General features: G+C 38.8%; 21 protein-coding genes and 1 other annotated feature. Of the genes, 6 read left to right on the top strand and 15 right to left on the bottom strand.

The window, feature by feature from the left end; genetic code table 11:
* Window positions 1-67: 67 nt before the first annotated feature.
* The 3 genes from AAEY62_RS07215 to AAEY62_RS07205 are packed head-to-tail and all read right to left on the bottom strand — an operon-like array spanning window position 68 to window position 2,738.
* A complete protein-coding gene (locus AAEY62_RS07215) occupies window positions 68-727 on the bottom strand; it encodes a GAF domain-containing protein (RefSeq protein ID WP_350634746.1) in 660 nt (219 codons plus the stop codon).
* Between the two features lie 56 nt (window positions 728-783).
* The gene (locus AAEY62_RS07210) at window positions 784-2,433 is read right to left on the bottom strand and encodes a SpoIIE family protein phosphatase (protein ID WP_024589408.1); all 1,650 of its coding nucleotides are present in this window, start codon (window positions 2,431-2,433) and stop codon (window positions 784-786) included.
* A complete protein-coding gene (locus tag AAEY62_RS07205) occupies window positions 2,433-2,738 on the bottom strand; it encodes an STAS domain-containing protein (protein WP_002962948.1) in 306 nt (101 codons plus the stop codon). Before AAEY62_RS07205 ends, AAEY62_RS07210 begins: the two co-directional genes overlap by 1 nt.
* 135 nt (window positions 2,739-2,873) lie before the next feature.
* Between AAEY62_RS07205 and AAEY62_RS07200 the strand changes: the two genes are divergently transcribed.
* Complete coding sequence (locus tag AAEY62_RS07200; RefSeq protein ID WP_007581414.1) at window positions 2,874-3,203, top strand: SUI1 family translation initiation factor; 330 nt, start codon at window positions 2,874-2,876, stop codon at window positions 3,201-3,203.
* Between the two features lie 12 nt (window positions 3,204-3,215).
* Here AAEY62_RS07200 and AAEY62_RS07195 read toward each other — a convergent pair whose 3' ends face one another.
* Window positions 3,216-6,230, bottom strand: coding sequence for a bifunctional diguanylate cyclase/phosphodiesterase (locus AAEY62_RS07195; protein WP_024589409.1), 3,015 nt, complete (start codon window positions 6,228-6,230; stop codon window positions 3,216-3,218).
* 192 nt (window positions 6,231-6,422) lie between these two features.
* Window positions 6,423-6,540 (top strand) — a sequence feature (Phe leader region).
* 44 nt (window positions 6,541-6,584) lie between these two features.
* Between AAEY62_RS07195 and AAEY62_RS07190 the strand changes: the two genes are divergently transcribed.
* A complete protein-coding gene (locus tag AAEY62_RS07190; RefSeq protein WP_101164064.1) occupies window positions 6,585-7,742 on the top strand; it encodes a chorismate mutase in 1,158 nt (385 codons plus the stop codon).
* 128 nt (window positions 7,743-7,870) lie between these two features.
* Here AAEY62_RS07190 and tyrA read toward each other — a convergent pair whose 3' ends face one another.
* The 6 genes from tyrA to ffh form a co-directional block, all read right to left on the bottom strand.
* Window positions 7,871-9,004: a bifunctional chorismate mutase/prephenate dehydrogenase gene (gene tyrA / locus AAEY62_RS07185; RefSeq protein WP_024589410.1), complete on the bottom strand. Its 1,134-nt coding sequence runs from the start codon at window positions 9,002-9,004 to the stop codon at window positions 7,871-7,873.
* Window positions 9,005-9,232: 228 nt separating this feature from the next.
* The gene (rplS, locus tag AAEY62_RS07180; RefSeq protein ID WP_007581406.1) at window positions 9,233-9,592 is read right to left on the bottom strand and encodes a 50S ribosomal protein L19; all 360 of its coding nucleotides are present in this window, start codon (window positions 9,590-9,592) and stop codon (window positions 9,233-9,235) included.
* 33 nt (window positions 9,593-9,625) lie between these two features.
* Entirely contained in the window at window positions 9,626-10,393 is a 768-nt protein-coding gene (trmD, locus tag AAEY62_RS07175; RefSeq protein ID WP_007581405.1) for a tRNA (guanosine(37)-N1)-methyltransferase TrmD, read from the bottom strand.
* On the bottom strand, window positions 10,393-10,929 hold the full coding sequence (gene rimM, locus AAEY62_RS07170; RefSeq protein ID WP_010554631.1) for a ribosome maturation factor RimM: 537 nt from the start codon (window positions 10,927-10,929) through the stop codon (window positions 10,393-10,395). The genes trmD and rimM overlap by 1 nt, the downstream gene beginning before the upstream one ends.
* A 17-nt stretch (window positions 10,930-10,946) precedes the next feature.
* Window positions 10,947-11,195 (bottom strand): 30S ribosomal protein S16, encoded by a 249-nt coding sequence (gene rpsP, locus AAEY62_RS07165; RefSeq protein ID WP_002962192.1) that lies wholly within the window; start codon window positions 11,193-11,195, stop codon window positions 10,947-10,949.
* 260 nt (window positions 11,196-11,455) lie between these two features.
* The gene (gene ffh / locus AAEY62_RS07160) at window positions 11,456-12,835 is read right to left on the bottom strand and encodes a signal recognition particle protein (RefSeq protein ID WP_007581399.1); all 1,380 of its coding nucleotides are present in this window, start codon (window positions 12,833-12,835) and stop codon (window positions 11,456-11,458) included.
* 252 nt (window positions 12,836-13,087) lie between these two features.
* Here ffh and AAEY62_RS07155 point away from each other — a divergent pair, with 252 nt between their 5' ends.
* The gene (locus AAEY62_RS07155) at window positions 13,088-13,894 is read left to right on the top strand and encodes a cytochrome C assembly family protein (protein ID WP_024589411.1); all 807 of its coding nucleotides are present in this window, start codon (window positions 13,088-13,090) and stop codon (window positions 13,892-13,894) included.
* A 61-nt stretch (window positions 13,895-13,955) separates the two neighbouring features.
* Window positions 13,956-15,224 carry an HlyC/CorC family transporter gene (locus tag AAEY62_RS07150; protein WP_007581396.1) on the top strand — a complete coding sequence of 423 codons (1,269 nt, stop codon included), beginning with the start codon at window positions 13,956-13,958 and terminating at the stop codon, window positions 15,222-15,224.
* A gap of 48 nt (window positions 15,225-15,272) precedes the next feature.
* On the opposite strand, the gene AAEY62_RS07145 is transcribed toward AAEY62_RS07150, so the two are convergent.
* Window positions 15,273-15,884, bottom strand: coding sequence for a transglycosylase SLT domain-containing protein (locus tag AAEY62_RS07145; RefSeq protein WP_010554629.1), 612 nt, complete (start codon window positions 15,882-15,884; stop codon window positions 15,273-15,275).
* A gap of 144 nt (window positions 15,885-16,028) precedes the next feature.
* A complete protein-coding gene (gene gshA, locus AAEY62_RS07140) occupies window positions 16,029-17,606 on the bottom strand; it encodes a glutamate--cysteine ligase (RefSeq protein ID WP_024589412.1) in 1,578 nt (525 codons plus the stop codon).
* A 588-nt stretch (window positions 17,607-18,194) separates the two neighbouring features.
* On the opposite strand from gshA, the gene AAEY62_RS07135 reads away from it, so the two are divergent.
* Entirely contained in the window at window positions 18,195-19,742 is a 1,548-nt protein-coding gene (locus tag AAEY62_RS07135; protein WP_024608933.1) for a methyl-accepting chemotaxis protein, read from the top strand.
* A 52-nt stretch (window positions 19,743-19,794) separates the two neighbouring features.
* Here the strand turns inward: AAEY62_RS07135 and clpB are convergent, their stop codons facing one another.
* The 3 genes from clpB to rluD all read right to left on the bottom strand — a co-directional run bounded on the left by clpB (window position 19,795) and on the right by rluD (window position 24,176).
* Entirely contained in the window at window positions 19,795-22,371 is a 2,577-nt protein-coding gene (gene clpB / locus AAEY62_RS07130) for an ATP-dependent chaperone ClpB (RefSeq protein WP_007581388.1), read from the bottom strand.
* 96 nt (window positions 22,372-22,467) lie between these two features.
* Window positions 22,468-23,199, bottom strand: coding sequence for a peptidoglycan editing factor PgeF (gene pgeF, locus AAEY62_RS07125; protein WP_024608934.1), 732 nt, complete (start codon window positions 23,197-23,199; stop codon window positions 22,468-22,470).
* Window positions 23,199-24,176 carry a 23S rRNA pseudouridine(1911/1915/1917) synthase RluD gene (gene rluD, locus AAEY62_RS07120; protein WP_002962209.1) on the bottom strand — a complete coding sequence of 326 codons (978 nt, stop codon included), beginning with the start codon at window positions 24,174-24,176 and terminating at the stop codon, window positions 23,199-23,201. The genes pgeF and rluD overlap by 1 nt, the downstream gene beginning before the upstream one ends.
* Window positions 24,177-24,317: 141 nt before the next feature.
* Between rluD and AAEY62_RS07115 the strand changes: the two genes are divergently transcribed.
* Window positions 24,318-25,082, top strand: a complete 765-nt coding sequence (locus AAEY62_RS07115) for an outer membrane protein assembly factor BamD (RefSeq protein WP_007581382.1) — start codon at window positions 24,318-24,320, stop codon at window positions 25,080-25,082.
* Window positions 25,083-25,177 lie beyond the last annotated feature (95 nt).

Below are 25,177 nucleotides of genomic sequence, written 5' to 3'. Positions count from 1 at the left end.
TCGTTATTTAGGGGTTAGCTGTTAAGCTAAGCTTAACATAAAAGCACATCATATTGACTAGCGTTATTTACACTAGAAAGTGAGGAATTTTAATACAACATGCTATTAAAACGGCAAGCGTCTTTTCATCAAAAAAATTATTTTTAAAGGCTTCTGCATCCACAATACCAACGCATTCATTTTGTTCATTAAATAAAGGTAGGCAGGTTTCTGATTTAACTTTAGGATCGCATGTGTAGTATTCACCACCTTGTGATAAATACGCTTCAACGTTATTAATAATGCGGCCCTTGTGGGATAGCGCAACCTGTACGTTGTTACTGCCAGCCGCAAATGCTTGCGTTAAAGGAAACAACGGACGACTAGGCGCACCATGATAAGCCAATTTTAATAGTTGATTACCTTCGGGGGTATTAGTTGATTGATAAATACCATACCAATCAACGCCTGTTTGCTGCTCAATGTAGCTTACAATACTTTGTAAAGTAGCCAGCTTAAACTGTGTTTGCTCATCATTTTTAATATAGTCAGTTAATTTGAATGGCTCATCTTGTAAGTAACCAAATAAACTACATGCACCGCCCTCGCCAAGCTCAGGTATTTGATACTCCCAACACACATCAGGCAAAGCAGTGTTTGCTAAATGTAGATCAAGCTTTTCAAGCTCTGTTGAAATCAAAGCTGGATTAGCACTAAGTTGTGCTTGTTTTAAGTAAGAAGAAATCATTTGGCCATCCATACATCTAAAGTTTCGAGAATAATAGCATGGATATTTTTACAGAGCTAGCTCAACTTGTAGCACATTTCAACTTGGTTACCACTGGCGTTATAAGTGACTTTTTCGGCTATTTCTTCTAATAAAGACACCCCTCTGCCAAATTCGTTATTAGCCTTTGCCAACTCATCGTGCTTACTACTAAACCCTCGACCTGAATCACAAATAATAAAATATAAACTGAGCGTGTCGGGGCAATAGCGCATATCAATAATAATCATGGCATCTGTAAGTTTAGCAAGGGCAGCCTCTCTCAACTCGTAATATCGAAAAAAGCCGTCCTCTTGTTTTTTAATTTCTGAGTTAAGTCCTAATACACCATGATCAAGCGCATTGTTGTAAGCCTCAGACAACAGTAAAAATATATTAGAGCGATGGGTATTTAACCCCTCCACACTGCTTAAAATATTAACGACGTCGTAAACGGGGTCTGTTTTTTTTATTTGCTCTGAGTTTAAGCTCAAAGACAAATTAAAAGCTAAAGTAGAAAATGCTTCTCGCTCTTGTTCCACAGGAATTAAAGGCAAGCAGTTTAGTAAAACAATGCTTAAATCGTCTTGCTGTTTCGTACCATCAGCAAACTTAGTAACATTAGCAACTATGTCTTCACTACTAATCATCGATTTATTTTTTAAGGTTTGTAAAAATCGCTCTTCCCCAAAAAATATATCCTCTTTGTTTGCCGTTTCTATAATACCGTCGGTTGCTAATACTAGGCGTGTATTACTATTTGTTTCAAAATGGATAACTTCATATTCAAATTCTTGTTCATCTAAAATCCCCAGCGCCATATGCTGCGATTCTAATGTTTGTTTTACATTACCGTCTTTATCTATTAGGTACGCATCTGGCAGGCCGCCCATCCATGCAGAAACACTTTTACCTGATGCACTAAGCTCTATAATGGTTGCAGCACAAAACATATGCCCAGGTAGGAGGTTGTACAGTAGTGTATTTAGCTCGCTGGCAATATCGTTAACCGCCATGCCTTTTTGTACCATAGTATAAAACACACGAGAAGTTGGTAATGCACCAATAGCTGCAGCTAGGCCGTGCCCCGTAAAATCTCCCAGCATGCAATACAAATTACCGATTGGACTTTGCGCTACTAAAAACATATCGCCATTAAACATAGAGGCAGGTGATAAATTAAAATCTAAATACTCTTTAAACTTACCTTGGTTTTCTAATGAGTTATTAAAAATATGCTCAATTATTTCGTGTTCACGTTCAATTTGATTGTGATGATATTCAAGCAATTTTTTTTGCTGGTTTGCTTTTTTACTCAGCTCTCTGGTGCGAATATGTGCTTTAATTTTTGCATGCAGAATAACTTTTTCAAATGGTTTATGAATAAAGTCATCACCGCCTACCTCGAGGCAGTGCTCAAAACTTGCTTGATCGTCTAAGGAGGTTATAAAAATAATTGGTAAGTAAACTTCACTATATTGCTGCTTTATTTTTTCAGCGGCTTCAAAACCATCCATTACAGGCATTAAAACATCGAGTAAAACAACGTCTATTTGCTCTCCTTTAAGTACATTAAGCGCATCTAGCCCGTTATAAGCCACTGATATTTTATAACCCTCTTGCTCAAGCATTTTACTTAGTAAAATGCGATTGAGCGCCTGATCATCCACAATTAACACATGTATCATTAGCTAATATCAAACTTTTTATCAAAACGTGAAATTTGTAGAATTTTTCTAAGCTGAGGTTGGCAATTGCTTATTTCAATAGTTTTCACTTGGCTATCAATGGTTTTTTTCATGTTAAGTAACATGCCAAGTGCTGAGCTATCCATGTAGTCAGTCTCTCTTAAATCAATAATAACCTTTACTGTTTTTTCGCTCATTTGGGCATAAGCTTGGCGAAAAGATTGCACTAAATTAAAGTCAAATTTACCTTTGATTTGTATTGTTAATGTAGTGCCATCGACTGATTCATTCTTAGTTAAACTCATATTAAACTCCAATAATATTTCCTTTGAACTAAATATAACCTGTTAAAAGTATTTAGCAAAAAGAAAAACACACAACTTCAAATTTGCTATCATTTACGCCAATATTTAATTAATTTTTATCCATAAAGGTAAGGTATGAGTGATAGTCACTTAGTATATTCAACAAGTACGGGTCGCATTGACCAGCCAAAACCAGAAAAAGAGTTAGAAGCTAAGCTTTTTAAAGATGGTTTTATTCGCATTGAGCGTCAAACAAAAGGACGTAAAGGCAAAGGCGTAATGTTAGTTGTAGGCATTGATCCAAAAGATCATGATTTAAAAAAGTTAGCTAAAACTATAAAAAGCAAAATGGGCCAAGGCGGCGCAGTAAAAGAAGGCATTATTGAAGTGCAAGGTGATGACCGCGATAAACTAAAAGCCATTTTAGAAGCGTTAAAATTTAAAGTTAAAATTGCGGGTGGTTAACCCGCAATTTTATTAACTACTTACTTCGCTATTCGAGAGTTCATTTAACCTTTCATACAATTTTGGCAGTTCGTGTTCAGCAATTGGTTTACTAAAATAATAGCCTTGTACAATGAAGCAGTTATTATTTTGTAAAAACTGCATCTGCTCTATTGTCTCAACCCCTTCTGCGACCACGTCTAGCTTTAACTTTTGCGCCATGGCAATAATAGCTGCAGTGATCTCCATATCATTTGTATCCTCAGGAATATCTTTTACAAATGAACGATCAATTTTCAATATATCAACCGGGAATCGTTTTAAGTAACTGAGTGACGAATAGCCAGTACCAAAATCATCAATAGAAATAGATATACCTAAGGCTTTAAGCTCGTGGAGTTGTGTAATTGCAGCTTCTACATTTCCCATTAGCATACTTTCGGTAAGCTCTAAATGAAGGCGCTTAGCCGAAACACCCGTCCTAATTATCATTTTACTCAGTGTTGAGACTAAGCTTGAGTCTTTGAACTGGCGAGCCGATAAGTTTATCGATATATTATTTTCTAGACCTTGCTTTGTTAATCTTACAGCAAAATCACAAGACTCTTGAAGCACCCATTCGCCTAATTCAACTATAAGGCCTGTCGCTTCTGCAATAGGAATAAATTTATCTGGAGGGATTGCGCCTTCGGTTGGGTGGAACCATCTTAATAACGCTTCATAGCCAATGACCTGATGAGTGCGACTATCAACTTGAGGTTGGTAGTAAACTACAAACTGTTTTTCTTTTAGACCTATACGTAGCTCATTTTCAATAAATAAACGCTCATTAGCGGCTGCGTTCAATTCTTGGCTATAAAAATGGAATGTATTACGCCCTTTTGCTTTTGCTTCATACATTGCTAAGTCAGCATGTTTTAATAACTGATCTTCTTCTAGGCTATCGTACGGAGCCATTGTAATACCAATACTAGCGCTCACAATAACTTCATTACTACCTAGTTTTATAGGCACATTCAGTGTTTTTTGAATTGTATTGGCAACATCAGTCGCGTGAGCTTGGCTTTCTATACCACTGAGCAACACTGCAAATTCATCACCACCTAAGCGCGCTATGGTGTCCTCGGCTCGTAAACGTTTTTTAAGTCTGTTTGCCACTTCAATTAATAATTGATCGCCGGCATCGTGGCCTAATGTATCGTTAATACGTTTAAATTCGTCTAAATCAAAGTAAAACAAAGCAAATGCATAATGCCCGCGTTCTGCTAATGCCATTGATTTACGTAATTGCATTCTAAAAAACGTTCTGTTGGCAAGACCAGTAAGGGTGTCAAAGTAAGCAAGCTGCTCCATTTTACGCTGGCTTTCTTTGACAAACGAAATGTCTTGTGCAGATGCTACATAGCTGGTTATTTCACCGCCCTCTTCACGAATTGGCGAAACACTTAAAGATACCCAAATTGGCTCTTTATTCAAGCCTTGAATTAATGTATCACCGCGCCAGTAATTACGGCTGCGTAGATCTATGTCTATATCTTCAACTAAAATAGACATTTCTGAGGCAATAATATTAAGTAATGGTGCTCTATTAAAATGACTTTCTGGGTAGCCTGTCATTTCGAGCATTTTTGGATTTACGTATTCAATTACAAATTTCTCATCGGTGATCACAACCCCAGTGCCCGAGAATGCTACCGCTTTAGATAAACGGTTAGCTGCTTTTTCAGCAATTTCTTTTTCTGTAATTCTCTGGTTTAAGCCATCGATAAGTTTGCGAATTTCTACCGTCATGTCTCTAAATGAGCCATTAAGCGTGCCAATTTCATCTTTGTTTTCTGGTGGGAATTCTGTAGTTAATTGACCTTTGCCAAAACTTGTAACTGCATAAACCAAAGTATGTAAACGGCGAAGGACTAGTTGATAAAGCGCTTGATGCAGCAATAAGGCAACTAATATTGCGTATAAAATAAAGAGACCAAAAAACTTCAGTTTTAAATCTTGTAATGCAGATAACGTCGATGAACGCTTTTTATATACCCCTATGTACCAATCTAAGTCATCAATCTTACGAATATTGATAATATGAGCTTCGTCATTTTTTTCAAACGAATTTGCGTATTCAGGTAACTTCACCGCAATTACATCGTCAATAATCGACTGCAGCGCTGGGTTTACAAATTCGTTAGTAGCAAGTGCTTTATTATCGCTACCATAGTCAGCTAGTAAGGTCGGATTTAAATCTGGGTGTGCTAACAATTGCCCTTTACTATCAAACACAAGTAGGTGTTTTTCTTTATCACCAACAGGTAAAAACGAAATAAGTTTGTTGAGGGAAATATCGCTCCCCGTCACACCTAAAAACTCATTATCGACATAAACAGGCACTAGTAAGCTAATAACCCATTTGCGCCATACTGTATCGTAATAGACTTTTGACCATGCAGGCTCTCTTACTGTTTCAAGCGTACTTTTAATCGATTTATAAGTTGAGCCATTCGTTGCTCTAAAGTCGGCAGGTGCGTTTAATGCCCAATTTGGAGGAGAAACACGAATAAAATCATCATCTGTTATTAGATAAAAGTTAAAAAAGTCGTGTACCAGTGTAGGAGAAATTATACGCCACAGCATCTCAGAATCATTAAATAGGCGTTTATAAAAAGGAGAGTAATTTTGCTGTGGTAAAAATGCTGCTGATAAACCATCAGCCGAGGCACTTCGAATCGTACCGTCACTATTAAATTGTAACTGTGATTTATTGCTTAAATTAATTGGTGAATTGGGTTGAAAAAGTTGTTGTGTTACTACGTTATTAGCTTGCTGAGCAATATTTACTTTTGTTTTAATGCGCTCATTAAATTGCTTTACTAATAAGTCTGTCGAGCTTTTTAAAACTTCGTGTTCTTCAAAAACGAGTTGTTTCTCTTCAGATTTAAGCATTAAGGCAGCCGCACATACCCCAGCTATTAAGCAAATAGCGGATATGAGTAGCGATAGTTTTACACTTAAAGAATTCAATCCAAAACGCGATGGAGGGCGTCTGTAAACCACGGGTTAACCTTAATTATTAATAATTGTTATTATTTGAACCAGTTAACGAAATATACCAGATCCGGATTCATATTTATAAATTATTTGTAAACTTTCTATAAAAACTAATATAGTGAAATAAATAGTACTCCAAGCTTATTTAGATCTTTATTGACATTGTTAGCAACTCTCCATACATTAACTGCATGAACATATTTATCTCTCGCACTTTTTTTTCGTTTTTTAGCTTCTTTATATAGAAGAGGCTTCCCTGTTTGTGAGATAAAATCAATCGAATAGTAAAGCCTCCCAACCGGGAGGCTTTTTTGTTTTTGCTGTGTAATAACAGCTTACTTTTGGAATGAGGATACCAAAATGACAAGTGATGTTTTAAATACCCTAAGACACGATATAAATGAAATAGACTCCGATTTACTCGTGTTATTAGCTAAACGTCGTCGTATTAGCCACGGTGTGGTTGAGTACAAAATTGCTAACAACAAACCAATTCGCGATGAAGCACGTGAACTCGCACTTTTAGAGAAACTGATTGGTTATGGTAAATCACTAGGTTTAGATGCTTACTACGTGAATAATGTTTTTCAAACTATTTTGGAAGACTCTGTTTTACATCAACAAGCAATGCTACAAAAAAACCTGAATCCAGATGCCCTTAGTGAAACACACCGTGTAACTTACTTAGGTGGTCAGGGTTCTTATAGCCAACTAGCATGCCATAAATATTTTAGCCGCCGCCCGGGTAAATTAGTTGAAATTGGCTGTACATCGTTTGACGAAATAACAGGTAAAGTAGAAAACGGACAAGCTGATTTTGGTTTATTACCCATTGAAAACACAAGCTCTGGCAGTATTAACGAGGTGTTTGACTTATTACAGCACGCGCAAGTATCTATTGTTGGAGAAGTAACTCACAGTGTAGAGCATTGCTTACTCGCCAACCCTGATACTGAACTTAGTCAACTAACAAAAATATTTGCACACCCACAACCATTTGCGCAGTGCAGCCGTTTTTTACAGGGCTTAGGTGATTTACAACACGAAACATGTGACTCAACATCAAGCGCGCTACAATCAGCTCTGAACACTCCATACAGTGCTGCAATTGGCTCTGCACAAGCGGGGAAAAACGTAGGGCTTGAGGTTATTAAATCAAACCTAGCTAATCAAAGCGAAAACCATAGCCGCTTTATTGTTGTTGCACGTAAGCCTCTACAAGTGTCTAACCAAATTCCAACTAAAACTAGTTTGATCATGTCGACAAAACAACAAGCGGGCTCACTAGCCGATGCGTTAATGATTTTTAAGCAGCATAAGATTAATTTAGTAAAACTTGAATCTCGCCCTACTCCGGGCAATCCGTGGGAAGAAGTTTTTTATGTTGACCTAGAAGCAAACTTAGCTGAAAGCCAAGTAAAAGAAGCGCTAGAAGAACTTAAAGAGCACACCCAATATGTACGTATTTTAGGATGCTACCAAAGCGAGTCACTACAGGCAGTAAGCGTTAATACTTAATAAGCAATTTTACAAATCAAAAAAGGGCCGATATCGGCCCTTTTTCGTTAACTAGTACCAGTCTGCATAAATATTTTAGCAATTTAACGAATTAAATCCCCATACTTAAGCAAACGGTATAACAAATATTAATCTAAAACTTTTGAATCATTCGCTTTATTTAATAAGCTTCTACTTTGCGTTAAAAAGTGTTCTGTCGAGTCAGAAAAGTAAACTTTCGCCTCAGCAAAAGAATCAATAAGCGCTGCTTTATCTCCCGCTTTTAATTTTGCTAATGTACTTGCGAAGGTATCTTGGTACTGTGCAAGTAAGGTTTCTACATCATCGAATTGTGCTAGCATAATATCTGAGTAAAGCTCAGGCGACTGCGCAAATAAACGCCCTACCATCATCAGTTCTAATTGATATATAGGTGACGAGCAGCTACGTAATTCTTCTAGTGTATGACTTTGTTCTGCTAAAAATTGTCCGTACACAAATGTCGTTAAATGGCGCATTACCTGAATAATTTGCATTGCTTCATCATGCTTTTTAGCATCAAGCTCAACAAGCTGACAACCCCATACTTGTAACTGCTGTAACAAACCTTTTGCCGCTTGGTGCTCTCGTCCTTCACATACAACGACTGTTTGTTTTACCCAGTGTGATATATCAGGCCCAAACATAGGATGTAAACCAACCACAGAGCCACTGTGCGCAGCTTTTAGTGCTTTAATAGGCGATTGCTTTACCGATGTAATATCAACTAGTAAACAGTCATCATCTAGTTTAGGTAACTTAGCAACGACAACGTCCAATGCATTAATAGGTACGCTAATCATTACCAGCTTGGCACCTTTTAAAATACTTTTCGCATCGTTTTGCTGATCTTTATCTAAAATTTTAACTTCGTAACCTGAGCGAATAAACTGCTGTGCAAATAACTGGCCCATGGCGCCTTGACCACCCACAATCACAATTGGCGAAAGCTCTGGCGCTGCGCATGCAAGTTTTGCTTGTTGGTTTTGATAGGCTTCTCGCATCATGCGTCTAAGTATATCTTCAACGAGATCTGGGCTTACATTTTGATTTATTGCTTCTTGTCGTCTTGCCGCTAATAGCTCTGCTTCACGGGCAGGTGCATGTAAAGGTGCGCCTGTTTGTTGTTTTATCTCACCAATTTTTTGCGTAATACCATTACGTTTAGCAAGTAAGGCAACAAGTTGTGCATCGCATTCATCTATACCTTCTCTTAGCTGTGCTAAATCACTTATGTCAGCCACGTTCGTCCCACCTTAAAAAACCAAATAACGTAAATATAAATTTACATAAAAGTAAACTAATCAATACGATAAATACTAACAGGATCAGCTAACTGAGAAAAGGCTAAAGCGGAAATTTTACTAATGAGGAATTGAGAATTGAGAATTGAGAAAATAATATTCTAAAACCAAAACGGGTTGCAACCCGAAGGATGCAACCCGTTTTTTTGCGTTGATAAACAGCGCGTATTAGTTAAGTTTTTCTCTAATACGTGCAGATTTACCAGAACGCTCACGTAGATAGTAAAGCTTAGCACGGCGAACTGCACCGCGACGCTTAACTGTTACGCTATCAATAAGAGGGCTGTGCGTTTGGAATACACGCTCAACGCCTTCACCGTTCGAGATTTTACGAACTGTGAATGCTGAGTGAAGACCACGATTACGCTTAGCGATTACAACACCTTCAAAGGCCTGTAGACGCTCTTTAGCACCTTCTTTTACTTTTACCTGTACAACCACTGTATCACCAGGGCCAAATGCAGGTACGTCTGTTTTAAGCTGCTCATCTTCAAGCGCTTTAATAATATTTTGGTTTACTTTTGCCATTATGTTTCTCACTTTCCTAGGTGTAACTGTCTTCTAGCCACAAGCTTTTTGGTACTCTTGCTGAAATTTCGCGAGTAATACCGCTTGCTCCTCAGTCAGAGCTAGGTTATGCAACAAGTCTGGACGTCGTAACCAAGTTCTGCCTAATGACTGCATAAGCCGCCATTTTGCTATCTCTTGGTGGTTACCACTGAGTAATACAGCAGGAACCTGTTTGTCGTCCAATGTTTCTGGTCGTGTATAGTGTGGACAATCTAACAAGCCATCCGAAAACGAATCTTGTTCTGCTGACTGGTTATGACCTAACACACCTGGCACTAATCGCGCTACTGCGTCAATTAATGTCATGGCAGGTAGTTCACCACCACTCAAAATAAAATCACCAATTGACCATTCTTCGTCAACATATGATTCTATTATTCTCTCATCTATACCTTCATAGCGACCGGCAATCAAAATCAGTTTTTTAGAGTTAGCGAGTTCGCTAGCACCTTGCTGATCAAGTTTGCGCCCTTGCGGGGACATATAAATTACTTTAGCACCATCACCAGCTGCTTTTTTAGCTTCGGCAATCGCTTTTTTTAATGGCTCAACCATCATTAACATACCAGGTCCGCCCCCGTAAGGACGGTCATCTACGGTTCTATGCTTATCTAAAGCGTAGTCTCGCGGATTCCAGCAGTTAAAATCAATTAAGCCATTTTTTACTGCGCGACCGGTAACACCTTGGTCTGTAATAGCGTCAAACATGTCTGGAAAAAGGCTTATCACCCCTACCCATAATGAACTAGTTTGCGTCATTAAAAACCAGGATCCCAGTCTACGGTAATTTCTCTTGCATCGTATTTAACTTCTTTAATAACTGAATCAGTTAAAAAAGGAATCAAACGCTCAGCTTGACCAAATGCGTCTTTACTGTTTGCTTTAACAACCAGTACGTCATTTGATCCTGTCTCCATCAGGTCATCAACAATGCCTAAGCTATAACCTTTATCGGTTACAACAGACATGCCAATGAGATCTCGCCAATAGAACTCACCTTGCGGGAGTTCTGGTAAATGCGCTGCATCCATTGAGATTTCAGCATGGGTATAAGCCATTGCTTCGTCTCGGTCGTTTACCTGCGCAAATTTAGCGATAAAGCCTTTGTTGTGGCGACGCCAGTCGACCACTTCTAAGGACTGCCATTTACCTTGCTGCCCTATCAACCACGGGCTGAAATCGAAGATCCCTACGGGATCATCAGTAAATGAATGTACCTTAAGCCAGCCCTTTATACCATATGGGGCACCGAGCTTTCCTACGACAATTATTGATGAGGTGTTCTCTTGACTCATGGTTACACTTACGCCTATTAAGCCGCTTTACGAGCGTCTTTTACTAACTTAGCTACGCGATCTGAAAGAGATGCGCCCTGACCTACCCAGTGTTCAACACGTGGTAAATCTAAACGAATTTTTTCTTCTTGACCTGAAGCAATTGGGTTAAAAAAGCCTACTTTCTCGATGAAGCGACCGTCACGCGAGAAACGGCTATCCGCAACCACAATTTGATAGAAAGGGCGTTTTTTAGCGCCACCACGTTGCAAACGAATAGTTACCATACCGTCCTCTATAAAGATTGACTGTTTTCATTAATAAGATTTACTCCCCAGAATGGGGAGCTGGGGAATTGTACGAGTTTTTGGCAATAACGCAAGTAAGAAGTGAACCAAAAAGGCAGTTTAGTAGGTTAAACCGTGATCTCAACGACAAATAAGAGTTAAAGGTGTATTACATGCATAATTTATTCAACAAAAAAGGAGCTATTTGCTCCTTTAAATATGATTCGCTATTATTTTAAAAAGTAACTTAATGGTACTTTTTAAAATTTAGGACCGCCGCCGCCCATCATTCCAGGTGGTAACATGCCTTTCATACCGCGCATCATTTTAGTCATACCGCCTTTACCTTTCATTTTTTTCATCATTTTTTGCATTTGCGTAAACTGCTTAAGCAACTTATTAATCTCTTGTACTTGTGTACCAGAGCCAGCTGCTATGCGTTTTTTACGCGAACCTTTAATGATTTCTGGGCGTGCACGCTCTTTTTTAGTCATAGAGCTAATAATAGCTTCCATTTGAATAAATGTTTTATCACCCATTTGACCTTTAACAGCATCTGGTAAGTTAGACATACCAGGGAGCTTATCAAGCATTGACATCATGCCACCCATGCTTTTCATTTGCTTTAATTGGTCAGCAAAATCATCAAGAGTAAAACCTGCGCCTTTAAATACTTTTTCAGCAACTCTAGCAGCTTGCTCTTTATCTACTTTCATCTCGACTTCTTCGATTAATGAAAGTACGTCACCCATGCCTAAAATACGCGACGCTATACGGTCTGGGTGGAAAGGTTCAAGTGCGTCAGTGCGCTCACCCACACCCATAAACTTAATAGGCTTGCCAGTGATGTGACGAATAGATAAAGCAGCACCACCACGCGCATCACCATCAGTTTTTGTTAATATAACACCGGTAAGTGGTAATGCTTCGTCGAATGCTTTAGCTGTATTCGCCGCATCTTGACCTGTCATTGCATCAACAACGAACAAGGTTTCAATTGGATTGATTGCTTTGTGAAGATCTTTAATTTCATCCATCATGTTGCTATCAACATGTAGACGACCTGCAGTATCAACAAGTACTACATCTATAAATTTCTTTTTAGCATGAGAAATTGCAGCGGTTGCAATATCAACTGGCTTTTGCGAAATATCACTTGGGAAGAAATCAACATCAACTTCTGCTGCAAGCGTTTCTAGCTGTTTAATAGCCGCAGGGCGATAAACATCGGCACTTACTACAAGTACTGATTTCTTTTTTCGCTCTTTTAAAAACTTAGCAAGCTTAGCTACACTGGTGGTTTTACCCGCACCTTGTAGACCCGCTACCATTACAACGGCTGGCGGTTGCGCATTTAGACTTAGCTCTTCATTAGCCTCGCCCATTGCTTTTTCTAGTTCTTCACGCACTATTTTTATAAATACTTGGCCTGGGCTTAAGCTTTTTGTAACTTCAACCCCAACTGCGCGTTCTTTAACTTGTTTTACAAAGTCGCGAACAACAGGCAATGCCACATCGGCTTCTAAAAATGCCATACGCACTTCGCGAAGTGTGTCTTTTATGTTGTCTTCCGTCAGACGGCCACGGCCACTGATATTTTTTAAGGTTTTACCTAATCGTTCTTGGAGGTTCTCAAACATGTAACGGTTCCGATAAGACGTTTATATCAATCCATTTATATTTATGATTAATTTGATTTTTCAATTAACCTAGATTGACTTATTAAGTTTCAATTAAAAGTAGTATACCGTATATGGCGTCTTACAATATAGTGTTCAAGTGCACCTTGATGAGTTTCTTTTTTTAAGGTCTATGCATTTGCTTTGCTATAAAATACAATGGCTGTATAACAACAAGGATTATTTTGTCTCAAATTAAGTGGCCCAAGCACAATGCTGATTATTAGTTTAACTATTATTGCCAGTTTATTTTATGTGTTAGCAACGTCTCACGTGCTTTCACGGCTGTTTCATCAACAAGGCCCTAGCCAAAAAGTAACCGTTATTTTAAGCACGGTTGCTATAGTGGCGCACATGCTGCTATTAGTTAACTCTGTTTTTAGAGCCGACGGTCAAGATTTAAGTATCGTAAACGTCGCTCTTTTGACGTGCTGGGTGATTGTGGTCTCGGTGACGGCTGTCTCGCTAAAATTCCCTGCAACTTTATTGTTGCCCGTTGTTTATGGTTTTGGTGCCTTACTAACCATTGCCAGTTTATTTATTCCTCATCATATTTTATTGCAAAGTATTAATATTGAGGTGGGTTTAGTAACGCACATCTCTTTATCTTTGTTAGCCTACTGTATTTTAATTATCGCCACTTTATATGGTGTACAGTTTTACTTTATTGATAAACGTTTAAAACGTAAAGATTTAGCAATTGTGCATAGCCATCTTCCGCCTTTAATGGTTGTGGAGCGCCAGCTTTACCAACTTCTTAATTTAGGCACTATATTACTCACATTTGCATTACTTTCAGGGTTTGTATTTCTTGATGGAATGTTCGCTAAAGAGTTCATTCATAAAACAATATTATCGTTAGTTGCGTGGGCTATTTTTACCGTTGTAGCTATCGGGCATATGAAAAAGGGTTGGCGCGGTAAACCGGTGGTTATTACAATCATGGTCGCTGCATTTGTCCTCACACTCGCTTATTTTGGCAGCCGTTTCATACAAGAAGTGATACTAAATAAGTTTTAACTTGACTCTGCTTGCTCACTCTAGCTTAATACGCATTGATTTATAAGAAAAGGATCCATCGTTGGACGACATATCGACAAGTACCCTATTTATCATTTTAGGTTTTTTGGTGCTTTTTTCTGCTTATTTTTCTGGTTCAGAAACCGGAATTATGTCAATCAATCGTATACGCCTGCGACACCTCGCTAAAGAGGATCATCGTGCAGCTAAACGAGTCAGTAAATTACTTAGCCGTCCAGATAGGCTCATCGGTTTAATCTTAATCGGTAATAACCTTGTTAATATTGCAGCAGCCCAAGTTGCAACCATTATAGGTATTCGTCTTTATGGTGACCTCGGTATTGCAATAGCTACAGGTGTGTTAACTTTAGTCGTGCTTATATTTGCTGAAGTAACCCCTAAAACCCTTGCTGCTCTTTATCCTGAAAAAGTTGCCTTTCCAAGCTCTATTATTTTAAAAGGGCTACTTAAAATAATGTTTCCTTTTGTCGTGGTTATTAACTGGATGACAAACGGTATACTGCGGTTATTTGGTATTAGTGCTGCTCAAATCGACGAACACAGCATGAGTAAAGAAGAATTAAAAACAGTACTCAATGAGTCAGGCGCACTTATTCCTGCTCGTCATCAAAGTATGCTGACTTCAATTTTAGATTTAGAACAAGTAACCGTTGAAGATATTATGATCCCACGAAACGAAATTGTGGCCATTGATATAAATGACGATTGGAAACTAATTAGTCGCCAGCTTACCCATGCACAACATACTCGTGTGTTGTTGTATCGCGATAATATAGATGATGCAGTAGGTTTTATTCACTCACGTGATGCGCTTCGTTTACTTACAAAAGAGCAATTTGATAAACCATCTTTGCTACGAGCTGTACGTGAAATTTACTTTATCCCTGAAGGAACATCACTAAATACTCAGCTATTAAAGTTTCAGCAATCTAAAGAACGCATAGGCTTAGTGGTAGATGAGTATGGCGACATCCAAGGCCTAGTGACCCTAGAAGATATTTTAGAAGAAGTTGTTGGCGATTTTACAACTACGCAAACTCGTACGCCGAGCGAAGAAGTAGAAACACAAACTGATGGCTCATGTATTGTGGATGGCGGCGCTAACGTACGCGATTTAAATAAAGAAATGGGTTGGGATTTCCCGCTCGATGGACCTAAAACTTTGAGTGGTTTAATTGTTGAATACTTGGAGAATATTCCTGATGCAAATATTAGTTTGCGTATCGCGGGATATCCTATTGAAGTACTCGAAGTAAAAGAAAATATGATAAAACAAGTGAAGATACTGCCGAATAAGCGTTCTCGCTAAATAAAAAAGGAGCCAATTGGCTCCTTTTTTATATCCATTAATAACTATCTAGCCAAATATAAGACGTTCAAACCAACCTTTATCAAGCTCTTCTTCGCAGTGTTTTAATTGAGCGCCATAGCGGCTCGCTCTGTGCTTAACTTTGTTCGCAACACCCATTAGCCACTTTTTCTTTTTGTACGTGCCACGCTTATAACCACCCCAGCCTTCATGATAATTAAGGTATTGTGCGTAAGCATCCCATTTAGATATTTTATTTACTTTATGGGTTTTATAAACAAACCACGCCATAAAGTCGATTGCATCGTCAAAGTCGTCTCTATCAGCACCGTTGTTGCCTGTTTCACGAATATAATCAGACCATGTTGGTGTTTTAGCTTGCGAGTAACCATAGGCATCACTTGCGCGACCGGTAGGAATTATCCATAAGAAGTACTCCATAGGCGGAGCGGCATCATGCTTAAATGAGCTTTCTTGGTACATCATACTCATGAGTACATGCTTGGGAGAACCCCATTTTTCTTGTGCATCTTTTGCGTCGAAATACCAATCTGGCTTTTCTTCAAAAATTTTACATAAATCGTTAGGTTGCTTTGGAGGCGCTGTAGCACAACCGGCTAAAGTAATGGCGAGAGATAGGATAATTGCATTTTTTTTCATTTTTCTAAGATCTCACAGAACTTTTTTAAAAAGTGTGGGTCTGACTCAATGAATGCAGCAGTACAGCATTAATTCATCCCTGAATATATTTACGCAGCCAACTTAGGCTGCGTTTTTTTGCTTAAATTTTGCTAAATACCAAGGTTATTTACCGTCAAAATACGCATCTAAAAACGCGGTAAATGACTGGGTATCTGCTTGCTCAATTGCAGCTTGTGCTTCGTTAGACTCTACAACTTGTTGTTCCAGCCAAGGCTTTAAAAACTCGCTGTAGTCAGTGTCTGCGTGGCTTTGCTTATATTTACTAGCCAATGCTAGTGCAAAGTGGCCGTTGTCTAAACCAGACTCTTTCAATTGTGACACGTAACGTCCAGAGTAAGTAAGCTCTGGATTATGTATCCACGTTGCCATGCGCTTTATAGTATCTGAGTAATAGTTAACACCATAAGCATTATCCATCCATTTAGCGACATCAGTAAGCTGGGTAAATATTTCATCGCCCCACGACTGAAGGCTACGCTGTGTGTTATTAAAGTTAAGCATTAGCCCTTCTTCTCGACCTTGGTTTACTACTGTGTCGAGATTTTCAGTACTACGTGCTTGTTCTTTCCAATCCATTGGAGCTGAATCTTTTAATAAACAATACGTTAAAAACACATCTAAAAAGTGAATTTGCTCAATATCAATACCAACTTCGCTAAACGGGTTAACGTCTAATGCGCGAATTTCTACGTATTCAATACCTGCTCGAAGCAATGCATCCGTTGGCGTTTCGCCACTTTTCGCATTACGCTTAGGACGAATTGGCGAGTAAAATTCGTTTTCAATCTGCAGAATATTTTTATTTAACTGCTTAGGGTTTTCACTCTTGTAGTCATCAAGATCACCATAAATTTCTGATGGTGTGTTGATTGCTTTTTTAAGGCCCGCTACATATTCATCTAACGAGTTATACATTACGCGTAGTGACGACTGAGCGCTATTTGTATAACCTAAATTACCTAAACGCAGTGCTGTACCAACTTCTAAGTAAAGCGTGCCTTTACCTAGTTTTTTAAATGGTAAGTCGGTTTTTCGACCTTGCAAAAATGAGTTACACAATGCTGGCGATGCGCCAAACATGTAACTTATTAGCCATAGTTCGCGTTTAAAGTTACGAATAAGGGATAAGTAACCTTCTGAAATAAAATCTTGAAGGCTTGCATTACTTTGTTGTAACGAATGAAGTGACTGCCAAAGCGTATCTGGGAATGAAATATTAAAGTGAACACCCGCAATTGCTTGCATCATACTACCGTAGCGATTTTTTAATCCTTCACGGTATAGTGTTTTCATTTGACCAGTATTTGAACTACCAAATTGAGCTAGCACTATATCGTCTTGGTGCTCAATAAAACACGGCATACTAATGGGCCAAAGTAGTTCATCGCCCATTTTTTCTAGAGTGAACTTTTGAAGGTCTTTTAATTGCTTAAGCGTTTGCGTTGACGATTCACTAACTGGAGTAATAAATTCAAGTAAAGACTCAGAAAAATCAGTTGTAATATGGCCGTTAGTTAACGCACTGCCCACACCTTTTGGGTGACCTTGAGGTGATATAACACCATTATCTTGTATTCTTAGCGACTCTCGCTCTATGCCACGTTTAATGCCTTTAACTGCATGTTGGTGCTCATTTACTGATAACGCTTCAAGTGCGTTAGCTAAATCATGTGTTGTCAAAAAATCTTTCCTCGGGCCACGTGGCTTAATCATAAGGTTATGGGGGCTAATTACTTAGACTCAAGATTAATACCAATTTTATTGAAAATATGATCATTCTATCGCATTAAATAGCGCACTCACTGCGTTAAAAATTATTCATATAGAACAACTACATGTCATAATTTTTGCCTTGTTATTGTGCTATTTTCTTAGCGCTATAATAGATCACTTATTTAATGCAACTGGTATAAATTGCTAAGAACAATATAATTTCTCTAAGTTAATAATTATTTACCCACTCTATACATGCGCTTAATATGACCAACATCATTATATTAAGTCGTAATATTGCCATTGCTCTGGGCATTATACAAATGCTTTAAATGCGTATTTAAGTATAAATTAAATACGCAAAATATAAGCCCAAAATAATAGACCGGAACTTATTTAAAATGAGTTCAATTTAGCTACTCGATATTTAAATTTGATCTAGATCAATAAAAACAATTATTTGTCTTATGAGCATAAAAGGAAAGACGCTATTTTTTGCTTTGTAGTGTGTAACCAATATAATGACAGCAACAATAAAGGATGATAATAAACATAATGCACAATGATAAAAGCTTAAAAAATGAAGAAGTATACTTTGATGAGTCACAAGAGCTTGTTTCTACTACCGACCTCAAGGGTGTAATAACATACGTCAATCAAGAGTTTTGCTCTGTAGCAGGTTATAGCGCACAAGAGCTTATCGGTCAGCATCATAATATTGTTCGTCACCCTGATATGCCAAAAGCGGCCTTTAAAGAAATGTGGGCAACATTAAAACAAGAGCACTCGTGGCGCGGCATGGTTAAAAACCGCTGTAAAGATGGCCGTTATTATTGGGTAGATGCCTTTGTAACCCCTATTTTTGAGCATAGCCGACTTGTTGGTTATCAATCAGTAAGAACTAAAGCAAGCTCTCAACTTAAGCAACGTGCACACGCTCTTTACAACAAAATAAATGCCAATAAGTCATCATTTAAACTACGAGAACACACCACAATAAGACAAGGCATTACTTTTATATGCCTATTACTTTGGCTGATTTTTATTGCTGTTACGGGATCAATCTCTTTAGCTGTAATTAGCCTATTGATGTGCGCCTTAGTTATTGCGCTAAATTATGACGAACTGATTGTTACCCCTAAAATATTACGCGAACAAAAAGCAAAAGCCGATTCAATCTCTCGCTATATTTACAGCGGCCATACACCGCATAGCGTAAGTGATTATAGAGAGCAAATGCTAAGCGCAAAATTGCGCACGGTTCTTGGCCGTATGAAAGACTCCACATTAAGCTTTAATGGCATCGCAACTGATCTAGATAAACAATCTACGCTTACTGAAAAAGGTATTGCTTCGCAAGGTGAGCGTTTAGAACAAATTGCATCAGCGATGACTCAAATGAGCTCTACCATTGGTGAAATATCAGTAAATACCGCTCAAACAGCTGATAAAGTGAATAACACCCATCAAAGTTGCTCTGAAATAAAAGACCATATTGCAGATAATAGTAAAATGGTATCTGATTTAGCTTTTCAAGTAGAAAAGGCTGCAACCACAGCCACCAGCTTAGCCTCTGAAGCAGATAAGATTGGTAAAGTAATGAGTGAAATAGAGGGAATTGCCGATCAAACTAACTTACTTGCCCTTAATGCAGCGATTGAAGCAGCTAGAGCGGGAGAGCATGGTCGAGGCTTTGCTGTAGTAGCCGACGAGGTAAGGACCCTTTCGTCACGTACTCAAAATGCTACAACACAAATCCACAGTTCTATTAAAGAAATACAAGATACTTTATTTAGCTGGTCTAAAGTAATGCAAAGCACTAAAGCACAAGCCGATAATTGTGTGCTGACAACCGATAAAACTCAAGTTGAATTAGAGGGGATTTTTATCCAAATCAGTGAAATATCTCATTTAGCAATACAAATATCATCTGCTGCAGAAGAGCAACAAATGGTTAGTAATGATATTAGTAATAATGTTTCGCAAATTAAAGACTTTGGAGATAACAACTTAAGCTTAAGCTTTAATGTGGCAAAAGGAGCAGCTGAACTTGTTGAAGGTTCACGTAGGGTGAACGATTTATTACTAACTTTTAAAGTTTAACAAACATAAAAAAGCCGCTATTTTAGCGGCTTTTGAGTTTAATTATTTACAATTAACGCTTGGAAAATACCAGAGAGTCGTCATTTGCATCAATAACGATCACGCAACCTGGTAAGTAGTCTCCATTGAGTAACTTTTGTGCCAGCGGGTTTTCAATCGTTTGTTGAATAGCACGCTTAAGCGGACGTGCACCGTAGACAGGATCAAACCCACTTTCTGCAATTCGCTCAAGAGCAGCATCGCTTATTTCAAGCAGATATCCCATCTCAGTTAAACGCTCACGTAATTTCATTAACTGAATATCAGCTATTTCTTTTATATGCTCGTTTGCTAACGGGTGGAACACGACAGTCTCGTCTATACGGTTAATAAATTCAGGCCTAAACTCATTAATTAATACTTCCATTACTTTAGCTTTAAGGGTCGTGTAATCATTATTACCCGCTTGCTCTTGGATAATATCTGAGCCTAGATTTGAGGTCATGATAATAACGGTATTTTTAAAATCAACGGTTCTACCCTGCCCGTCAGTTAATCGGCCATCATCTAATACTTGCAGTAAAATATTAAACACATCAGGATGCGCCTTTTCTATTTCATCAAGCAATATCACTGAGTAAGGTTTACGACGAACAGCTTCTGTTAAATAACCGCCCTCTTCGTAACCCACGTAACCTGGAGGAGCCCCTACTAGACGTGCGACTGAATGTTTTTCCATAAACTCAGACATGTCGATACGCACCATGGCATCTTCGGTATCAAACATAAAACCAGCCAGTGCTTTTGTCAGCTCGGTTTTACCCACACCAGTTGGACCTAAAAATAAGAAAGAACCAATAGGACGATTAGGATCTGCAAGCCCGGCACGTGAGCGTCGTATTGCGTTAGAAACAGCAACAACCGCTTCATCTTGCCCTATTACTTTACTGTGTAACTTATCTTCCATTTGCAGCAGCTTTTCACGCTCACCTTGTAGCATTCTTGCAACAGGAATTCCTGTCCAGCGAGACAGTATTTCAGCAATTTCATCCTCACCTACTTGGTTTTTAAGCAGAGTCATTTCTTGCATTTCGGCTTGTGAGGCTAAATCAAGTTTTCGTTCAAGTTCTGGAATTCGCCCATATTGCAGCTCTGACATACGCTGTAAATCACTTGCTCTTCGCGCTACATCTAAATCTAATCTTGCTTGTTCAAGCTCGGCTTTAATTACTTGCGTGCCTTGAAGTGATGCTTTTTCAGCATTCCATATCTCGTCTAGCTCACGATATTGCCCATCAAGGTCGGTGATCAACTCTTGCATTTCAGCTCGGCGTTTTTGACTTGCTTCGTCTTTTTCTTTCGCTAGCGCATTATCTTCTAACTTTAGCTGGATGATACGGCGTTCAAGCTTGTCTAACGATTCTGGTTTGGAGTCAATTTGTAATCGAATTGAAGAACCCGCTTCATCTATTAAATCAATCGCTTTATCGGGTAACTGACGGTCACTAATGTAACGATGAGATAACTGCGCCGCAGCAACAATCGCGGGGTCAGTAATTTCTACTGAATGATGTAACTCATATCGCTCTTTTAAGCCACGTAATATTGCAATGGTATCTTCAACAGATGGCTCTTCAATAAGTACCTTTTGGAATCGACGCTCAAGAGCTGCGTCTTTTTCTATATATTTACGGTATTCATCAAGCGTGGTTGCGCCAACACAGTGTAATTCACCGCGTGCTAATGCTGGCTTTAACATATTGCCTGCATCCATGGCACCGTCACTTTTTCCTGCACCTACAATAGTATGTATTTCATCAATAAATAAAATGACTTGGCCTTCTTCTTTAGCCAATTCGTTTAATACTGATTTTAAACGTTCTTCAAATTCGCCACGGTATTTAGCACCCGCAACTAACGCCCCTAAATCAAGTGATAGTACGCGTTTATTTTTTAATCCTTCAGGTACTTCACCATTAATAATACGCTGTGCTAACCCCTCGGCAATTGCTGTTTTACCAACACCTGGTTCACCGATTAATACAGGGTTATTTTTAGTGCGGCGTTGTAGTACCTGAATCGTGCGGCGAATTTCGTCATCGCGACCAATAACGGGGTCAAGCTTACCTTGCTCTGCTCGCTCAGTTAGATCAATCGTGAACTTTTCAAGCGCTTGACGTGTTTCTTCGGCATTTGGGTCATCAACTTTTTGACCGCCGCGAATCGCTTTAATTGCAGTTTCAATTTTAGTCGAGGTAATATTTAACGACCTAAATATATCGCCAAGTGGACCTTTATCATCGCATGCCGCCAGTACAAATAATTCACTTGAAATATATTTGTCTTTGCGTTTTTGCGCGTACTTATCACATAGATTAATAAGTGATGCCATATTGTTTGATAGCTGGACGTCGCCACCTACACCTTCTACTTTAAATAATTTTTCTATTTCTTGTGAAAGCTTGGTGTTGAGTTCGTCAGCGCTGACACCCGTTTGTGCAAATAATGCACGTACACTAGAGCCACTTTGCTTTAGCAATGAATACATTAAATGTACGGGTTCAATAAATTGATGATCGCGACCAAGGGCTAGCGATTGCGCATCAGAAAGCGCAGATTGAAATTTACTTGTAAATCTATCTAAACGCATGGTGTTACCTATTAAATAATCTAATTGCTTAATTAATGGGTATGTTTAGGTGTTTGTTCAAGGTGTAGGGGGAAATATAATGATTAAAGATACTAATTACTTGCGCCAGATCAAACTTGCCATACGTCCAGTTTGTCCATCTCGTCGATAAGAAAAAAATAAGTCACTTTGGGAGACGGTACAATAGTCGCCGCCTTTAATATTTTTAACGCCTAGCTGGGTAAGTAGAGTACGCGCAATACCATAAATATCAGCAAGATATTTGCCATTAGTTTGTAGTGTAAATGCTTGAATAAATAAAGGGGACCTTTTTTGAAATAACTCAAACACCTCAGCCCCAACCTCAAATCGGTTTGGTCCAATTGCAGGCCCTAGCCACGCACTTATATTTTCATATTTTGTACTAAAGCACTCTAATGTATTTTCAATAACTCCCTGCTCAAGTCCTCGCCAGCCGCCATGTATAGCTGCAATTTCTTTTTCATCATCACTCACTAATAAAATAGGTAAGCAATCGGCGGTCATTATAGCCAAAGGCTGATTTAATAACTGAGTATAAAGCGCATCAGCATCGTGTAACTCATCAAAATCAAAATATTCATCAACAATAACAACATTAGAGCTATGAATTTGATTTAGCCACACGGCAGGTTTAGGTAGAAGGTTTGTTAATAATGAGCGGTTTTTTGATACATGATTTTGATTATCACCAACATGGAATCCCAAATTAAAACTTTTAAATGGGATTTTTGAAACACCACCTCCACAAGTAGTACTTAACGTTCCTACTTTATGAAGGTTTTGCCATGTCGCTGACAATAAGTGCATTATCTATCGATATCAGGATTAGCTTTAGTATCTTCACGTAGTGCATGTGTCATCGCAACCATATCGTCAGGGATAGGTGCTTGCCATGTCATCATTTCACCCGTGATTGGATGCGCAATACTCAATTTTACAGCATGTAGTGCTTGGCGTCTAAAGCTACGAAGTAACTCAAATAACTCAGGTGTTGCACCTTTAGGTGGACGCGGACGGCCGCCATAAGATTGATCGCCAATTAGCGGATGATTTAAATGTGCCATGTGCACGCGAATTTGATGCGTACGACCTGTTTCTAAGCGCAGGCGTAAACGAGTATGAGCACGGAATTTTTCAGCAACACGGTAATGTGTAATTGCCGGTTTACCCAGTTCATGTACTGCCATATGCGTACGCTGAGTCGGATGGCGGCCAATTGCTTTTTCAACCATACCACCTGCGGTCATAGTACCATTACACAGTGCTTCATATTCACGCGTGAAGTTTTCACGCTTTTGTAGCGCTGTTACTAAATGCGTTTGTGCTGGAATCGTTTTAGCTACAACCATTAAACCGGTCGTGTCTTTATCTAAACGATGCACAATACCCGCGCGTGGTACGTTAATTATTTCAGGGTAGTAATGTAGTAATGCGTTTAGCACTGTTCCATTAGGATTACCCGCACCAGGGTGAACCACTAGGCCCATTGGTTTATTAATTACCAAAATATCATCATCTTCATAAACAATGTTTAATTTGATATCTTGTGCTTCGTATTCGCGTGGTGCTTCAATTGTTGTCTCAACACTTACAACTTCACCACCTAGTAGCTTTTCGCGTGGAGTGTTGAAAATTTCACCGTCTACGGTGATTTTATCATCCAATATCCACGTTTTTATACGAGAACGTGAATAATCAGGGAACAATTGTGCTAATACTTGGTCTAGACGTTTACCACCTAATTCGGTTGGAACGTCGGCTTGAAGAGAAATTTGCTCTGACATTAGTAACTTTACCCAATTTACCAGTGCAAGCTTTGCTCGACTGGGTTAGAATCGCTTTTAATAAAAGCATAATATAATACGCATAGTTTACTCGGTTTTACCGACTTGGCCTAGCCGAAGACATCGAAGGTAACAAATAAAATGATAAATAAAATAGGGAAACGTGCATTTGCCATTGTTTTTTCAGTTTCTGTACTTAGTTTAGGCGCTTGTTCGTCTGCTCCAGACCAAGAAGACATTCAACGTGTACCGAATAAATCTGCACACGCTTTATATGAAGATGCAAAAGAAACACTAGATTCTGGTTTATATGCTCGCGCAATTGAACTTTTGAGTGCAATAGATTCTCGCTACCCGTTTGGCCCATTCTCTAAACAAGTACAAATGGACTTAGTGTATGCACATTACCAATCAGGTAATACTGAACAAGCACTTGCAACCATTGACCGCTTTATCCGCTTAAATCCAAACCATAAAGACCTAGATTACATGTATTACATGCGTGGTTTAGTAAACATTAAAGCAGATAAAAATGCGTTCCAAGAGTACTTTGGTGTAGATAGAGCCGACCGTGATGCTAACCGTACACGTGTTGCATTTACCGATTTATCGACACTAGTAAAACGCTTTCCGAAAAGTGATTACGCGCCTGAAGCTAAGCGTCGTTTAGTATGGCTTTTAAACCGTATGGCACGTTATGAATTAAAAGTAGCCACTTACTATTATGAGCGTGAAGCTTATTTAGCTGCTGCTAATAGAGGTAAGTTTGTTGTTGAACACTACTCACAAAGCAGTTACTTAGATCCCGCGCTTGAAATGATGGAAAAAAGTTACGACCAATTAGGTTTAACTGAGCTTAGTGAGCACGCAAAGCAAACACGAAGACTAAATAAAAGAACTAAATAAACAAAAAGGCGCTTAGTAAGCTGTCTCTTGATCACAAGTCTGACTCAAGAGATTTTGCTAAATCGTAGCCTTCCAGGATGGCTTGTAACTTAAGC

It is taken from the genome of Pseudoalteromonas sp. GW168-MNA-CIBAN-0100, assembly GCF_040309225.1.
In the GTDB taxonomy this organism is placed as follows: Bacteria; Pseudomonadota; Gammaproteobacteria; order Enterobacterales; family Alteromonadaceae; genus Pseudoalteromonas; species Pseudoalteromonas arctica.
The sequence above is the reverse complement of the archived record's forward strand: the minus strand, read 5'-3'. Positions and strand labels throughout refer to the sequence as shown.